This window comes from Bacillus cereus group sp. BcHK124 (assembly GCF_027712065.1).
GTDB classification, from domain to species: Bacteria; Bacillota; Bacilli; order Bacillales; family Bacillaceae_G; genus Bacillus_A; species Bacillus_A pacificus.
Map to the genome: position 1 here is coordinate 1 of NZ_JAQFPJ010000057.1, position 1,407 is coordinate 1,407.

Genomic DNA, 1,407 nt, shown 5'->3' on the forward strand with positions numbered 1-1,407 from the left:
AAATTCAAACTACCATACGGAAAGTACACGTATAAAGAAACAATAGCACCAAATGGATATGTAATAAATGAAGAGACATTCGCATTTGAAATAAAAGAGGATGGAGAAATTATTAAACATATTGTGAAAAATAAGAAAGAAGAAAAGGCATCGCTTCCTTCTAAGCCAAATAAGCCAACACCAAATGGAGAAGTGAAACCTTCCGCTGATGTGAAGCCGATGCAACAACCTAGTACTCATAATGAAGTGCGATTACCAGCTACAGGCGGCGTCGGCAATGAATTTACGGTTTTATCCGTTTTAGGACTTGTTTTTATTATTGCTGGTGCTTATGTGTTAAGGATGAAAAATAGAAAAGAAATGTAGAAAAAAACGCCTTGTAATAGAGGCGTTTTTTTAATATCTCAACTTCATCAACAAACTCTTAATTTCCTCATCTTCCATAAAGAGATCATGGTGTTTCTGGGTAATCTTTGCAAGTGCAACGTCGTGATAGAAAAATTCTGTAAAGAACTTTACGAAAGGTTGTGACATTGTTTTCATTGCTTGCCATGACTCTTGCTCTACACCAGCAAATAAAATTTCGCGGTCGTCAACGATGAGCAGTAAATAGCGCTCTAATGCGTTAGGCTCTTCAGCTGGAATTAGAAAATGCATGTTTTCTAAATTCGTTTCTACTTCTCCAACTATAAGAGACTCAATTTGGACGCCTTGTTTTGCTTTTTCTTCTAGTAACGGAAGATATTCTAAAAGAGTATCGTTCCAAGCCGAAATGCGAATCGATTCTTTTGCACTTTCGATGAGCTCTTTACTTTGAACGCGAATAGAAGATTGCATTTTTAAGCTCCACACACGGTCATCTGTAAATGATTTTTTTGATATAGTTGTCTCTAATTCTTTAATATTGGATTGGAATTCTGTCGTTAATTTTTCAATTGCTAGCTTGAGTGGTAATGCTGTATACATCTTTTTCTTCTCTGAAACAGAATCCATTACCATTCCTTTATCAATCAGGCGTGCTAGCACTTCATATATTTTTGCTTTTGGAACGCCAGAATGCTTTACAATCGTTGTAGCATCTAATGGCTCGTTGCTTGATACGACAACTTCGTAAGCTTGGCTTTCATATTGTGAGAAACCGAATTTTTGTAACATAGTTCCCTCCGAGCGAATGAGATTATATTTTAAGGATAATGAACTATTTGTTTTTGCACAAGTGGTAGTAGGTTTTCTGATGAGATTGAGGTGAGAATTAATTTCAATTTTTTAATTTCATCCATTATACTTAATATAATGATTAATATGATTACAATACAACGAGAAGGGTAATTAACTGTTACGATTTATTTAACCAATTATAACGAAAGTTAATTAAATATATCAGTAAGCCCTGCTAGTCAAGTGATT

General features: G+C 34.7%; 2 protein-coding genes. One reads left to right on the forward strand and one right to left on the reverse strand.

The window, feature by feature from the left end:
• A partial coding sequence (locus PDK19_RS27185; protein ID WP_270708206.1) for a SpaA isopeptide-forming pilin-related protein occupies positions 1 to 366 on the forward strand: 366 nt, incomplete at its 5' end.
• A 30-nt stretch (positions 367 to 396) separates the two neighbouring features.
• Here the strand turns inward: PDK19_RS27185 and PDK19_RS27190 are convergent.
• The gene (locus PDK19_RS27190) at positions 397 to 1,155 is read right to left on the reverse strand and encodes a TrmB family transcriptional regulator (RefSeq protein ID WP_270708207.1); all 759 of its coding nucleotides are present in this window, start codon (positions 1,153 to 1,155) and stop codon (positions 397 to 399) included.
• Positions 1,156 to 1,407: the final 252 nt, after the last annotated feature.

Bases quoted from the DNA above. Each gene is read 5' to 3' on its own strand.
- PDK19_RS27190 (WP_270708207.1), bottom strand. From the start codon at position 1,155: ATGTTACAAAAATTCGGTTTCTCACAATATGAAAGCCAAGCTTACGAA.